General features: G+C 48.4%; 3 protein-coding genes. All 3 read left to right on the top strand.

The genetic code is table 11. From position 1 onward, the window contains the following. Positions 1 to 1,166 (top strand): restriction endonuclease subunit S (locus WC639_05345; protein ID MFA6307201.1); only part of this gene is annotated, 1,166 nt, incomplete at its 5' end. Further along, the gene (locus WC639_05340; protein ID MFA6307200.1) at positions 1,163 to 3,127 is read left to right on the top strand and encodes an RNA-binding domain-containing protein; all 1,965 of its coding nucleotides are present in this window, start codon (positions 1,163 to 1,165) and stop codon (positions 3,125 to 3,127) included. The genes WC639_05345 and WC639_05340, both read left to right, overlap by 4 nt. Then, positions 3,124 to 4,488 (top strand): HsdR family type I site-specific deoxyribonuclease (locus tag WC639_05335; GenBank protein MFA6307199.1); only part of this gene is annotated, 1,365 nt, incomplete at its 3' end. The genes WC639_05340 and WC639_05335, both read left to right, overlap by 4 nt.

Here is a 4,488-nt window from a genome sequence, read left to right as displayed (position 1 = left end):
ATGCGCCTTTTGAAATTATTGATGGGGATAGAGGAACCAATTACCCTAAACAAGATGAATTCAATCAAAATGGCTATTGTCTTTTTCTAAACGCAAAGAATGTAACGACAGATGGGTTTGCCTTTAATGAATGCTATTTCATCTCACAAGAAAAGGACAAGATACTGAGAAAGGGTAAACTTCAAAGGAATGACATTATTTTAACAACGCGAGGAACGGTGGGTAATATTGGTTTTTTCAATGAAAGAATACCCTATGATAATATTCGAATTAACTCGGGAATGGTCATTATACGATCTGATCCCAAGGGTATTTTGCCAGAATATACTCATCAGTTATTCAAATATCTTAAAGGTGATTTTGATGTATTTGCCACTGGAAGTGCACAGCCACAATTACCGATTAGAGATTTAAAGGAAATCTCTTTCTCCCTCCCCCCGCTCCCTGAACAGCGGGCGATTGCCGGGGTACTGTCCAGTCTTGACGACAAGATCGACCTTCTGCACCGGCAGAACAAAACGCTGGAAGGAATGGCCGAGGCCCTCTGGCGGAAGATGTTTGTGGAAGAGGCGAAGGCCGAGTGGCCCATGAAAGAAATTGGAGAAATTGCAGATAAAATCCAATATGGTCTCACGCAAAGTGCAACTACAGAAACCATAGGGCCAAAATTTCTGCGAATTACTGATATTCAAGGTGGAATTGTTAATTGGGAAAATGTTCCTTATTGCTACACAACTGAACAAGAATTTTTAAAATATAAGCTCAATACTGGAGATATTGTAGTTGCGCGAACGGGAGCTTCCACCGGTGAAAATTTATTTATAATAAATCCTCCATCAGCGGTGTTTGCTTCATATTTAATCCGGATTCAATTTGATAATATCGCATTATCTCGCTATGTTTCGATACATATGCGATCGTCGGAATACTTTAATTATATTGATGGTATTTTGTCAGGCTCAGCTCAACCCAACGCTAATGCGAAACAATTAACATCATTTAAGATTCAATTGCCCTCATTTGAAATACTTGACAAGTTTTATTTATTGGTTGAGAGTTTAGACGAAAAATATCATCTAAATAATAATCAAATCAATCAGCTCTCCCGCCTCCGCGACACGCTCCTCCCCAAGCTGATTTCCGGCGAAGTAAAGGCGAGACAATGAATAATTTCAGTCTATCCGACATCATATCCCTTGCCGAGTCCGTTACTCTGGAATGCAAAGCCGCTCAAGGCCGCGATGGAAAAGGAGAAGTTCCTGCCAGTTTTTGGGAAACATACTCCGCAATGGCCAACACAAATGGCGGTGAAGTTTATCTTGGCATCGAAGAAAAGCCGCCGGGGGTATTTCGTGCTCTTGGCATAAAAAATCCGGAAAAACTGAAAAAATCCCTCTGGGATACCCTGCATGCAAAAACGAAAGTTAACCGAAATATACTCAGTGATGCCAATATAGAGGTTATTACCGTTGACGGGCAAAAGGTCATACAAATTACCATTCCCCGTGCACGCCGTCAGGATAGACCTATCCACCTTGGAACAAATCCTTTTGGCAATACGTACCTGCGTCGTCATGAAAGTGATTATAAAGCCGACGATGAAACAATCAGGCGCATGATTGCCGAAAGTATTGAAGATTCCCGGGATGACCGCCTTTTGGAAAACTTTGGCAGCGATGACCTTGAGAAAGAAACGATCGCTGCCTATCGTAACCTCTTTTCAGCAGTAAAACCCGGTAGCCCGTGGCTTAACCTTCCTGCCGAAGAATTTCTTAATAAAATTGGCGCCGGTGGTATAGATCGCATAACCGGGAAAGGCGGACTCCGTGCCGCCGGTCTGCTCATGTTTGGCAGATTTGATGCCATTCGGGACGCATTCCCAAACTATATGGTTGATTATCAGGAGCGCCCCGAATCCAAAGCCGAAGTCCGCTGGGTTGACAGGCTGGTTCCGGACGGCACATGGTCCGGCAATCTCTATGATTATTTCCAAAAGACCTATAGGAAGTTGACGGCGGATATTAAAATCCCCTTCCAATTGCGAAAAGGCATGCGCACCGATGATACGCCCGTCCATGAAGCCATTCGCGAGGCCCTGACAAATACCTTGATCCATGCCGATTATACGGGCCGGATCTCCGTCTTGGCCGTCAAAGGGCCGGATATGTTCGGTTTCAGGAACCCCGGCCTGATGCGTGTTCCCGTTGAGCAGGCCGTCCACGGCGGCATTAGCGATTGCCGCAACCGCCGCATTCAGGACATGTTCAGGTACGTCGGCTTTGGAGATCATGCCGGATCGGGCATTCCCAAGATATATCGGAACTGGAAGGCGCAGCATTGGCGCTTGCCCCTGCTTTACGAAGACGCCGTGCATGAACAGACGCTCCTCGAACTCCGCATGATCAGCCTGCTTCCCGAGCAGAGCGTGAAGATGCTCGATGAACTTTTCGGTGAGCGATTCACGAAACTGCCGGAACTCGAAAGGGTTATCCTGATCACTGCTGCTACGGAAGAAAGGGTGCATCATGGGCGAATAAAGGAAATCTCATCTGAGCACCCCAAGGATATTTCGGCTGCTCTTTCTCATCTTGTTCAGGAGGGCATGCTTATCAAGGAAGGGGAGACACGCGCCAGTGTTTACTATCTTCCCGGGCAGAAACCGGTGGAGTTGCCGCTGTCTTTTCTGGATAACCTTGAAACGAACTCCCCAGATTTGAATGGTAGGTCCCATGATTTGAGCGGGAACTCCCCAGATAAGGGAGGTAGCTCCCCAGATTTGAGCAGGAGCTCCCAAGGTTTGGACGGGAACCTCCTAGGTTTGGACGGGAACCTCCTAGGTTTGGACGGGAACCTCCTAGGTTTGACGAGAAAACGTGATGCAATCCTTGCCTCTTTCGGGTTGGAAAAAGTTCCTGGCAAGATGAAGCATGATGCCATGCGGAAGCTTATTGTGCAATTATGCGATGATTCTTTTGTTACATTACGCGAGTTATCAAAAATGCTAAATCGTAATCAGGCCTTTATTCAACATGACTATATTTCGGGGATGTTGTCCGAGGGCCTTCTCGAATTAAAATATCCTGAGAACAAATACCACCCGAATCAAGCATATCGGAGAAAAAGATGACCGCTTTCACCGAATCGGAAATTGAAATCTTCTCCCTTGACGAACTCAAAGACCTCGGATTTTCCTACATTCCGGGGCCGTCCATTGCGCCCGATGGCGAAGCGGTTCAGGGTTTCCTGCTGGGCGAACCTGCGTCGCCATACGGCGGTCCGGAAAAACGGGCAACTTACGGTGATGTTGTTTTGAAGCATACCCTGGAACAGGCCATCCACCGCCTGAATCCTGCGTTGCCGGAAGCAGCGCGGCAGGAGGCACTGAAAGCGACGCTGTCCGTCTTTTCTCCCCAGCTTATTGACGCAAACGAAGCCTTTCATAAAATGCTTGCCGAAGGTGTTCCGGTCACAGTGCGGAAGGACGGCCAGGAACGGGGCGAGCGGGTCTGGCTCGTTGATTTTCAGAACCAGGAGAATAATGTCTTCTATGCCATCAATCAGTTTACCGTAATCGAGCGCAATCAGAACAAACGGCCCGATGTGCTTCTCTTCGTCAACGGTCTGCCGCTGGTGGTGATCGAACTCAAGAACCCCGCGGATAAGCATGCTACCATCCGCAAGGCCTATGATCAGATCCAGACCTACAAGACGGTCATTCCATCGCTCTTTTTCTACAATGCCTTTTGCGTGATCTCCGACGGGTTGGAAGCGAAAGCGGGGACTATCTCATCCGCCTACAGCAGGTTTCAGACCTGGAAGACCATTGACGGTGTAAAGGAATCTTCCCCCCACGTAAGTCAGCTCGAAGTGCTCATCCGGGGCATGCTGAACAAGGCAACGCTCCTTGATTTGATCGGGAACTTCATCGTTTTTGAGAAAGACAAAAAGATCGATCCCAAAACCGGACTGGTGCAGATCGAGACGGTGAAAAAGCTTGCGGCATATCACCAGTACCACGCGGTGAATAAGGCCGTGGAAAGCACTCGTCTTGCCGTAACCGAAAAGGGAAGCCGCAAAGCCGGTGTCATCTGGCATACCCAAGGCTCAGGCAAAAGCCTGTCCATGGTTTTTTACACGGGGAAACTGATCCATAATCTGGACAATCCGACTGTGGTGGTCATCACCGACCGGAACGATCTTGACCAGCAGCTTTTTGATACCTTTGCCGCATCGTCAAGCCTGCTCGGCCAGGCGCCGGTGCAGGCGGAATCACGGGAGCATTTGAAGTCGCTCCTCAAAGTGGCATCCGGCGGGATTGTGTTTACGACCATCCAGAAGTTTTTCCCCGAGGCGGACCGCGCCGCCTACGACCGGTTATCGGAACGCCGCAATATTATCGTTATCGCCGACGAAGCGCACCGCACGCAGTACGGATTTCAGGCAAAGCTGATCGATACGAAGGATGATGCCGGTAAGATGAACGGAAAG

It is taken from the genome of Patescibacteria group bacterium (genome assembly GCA_041662965.1).
Taxonomy (GTDB): domain Bacteria; phylum Patescibacteriota; class Patescibacteriia; order Patescibacteriales; family GWC2-42-12; genus JACPHD01.
The sequence above is the reverse complement of the archived record's forward strand: the minus strand, read 5'-3'. Positions and strand labels throughout refer to the sequence as shown.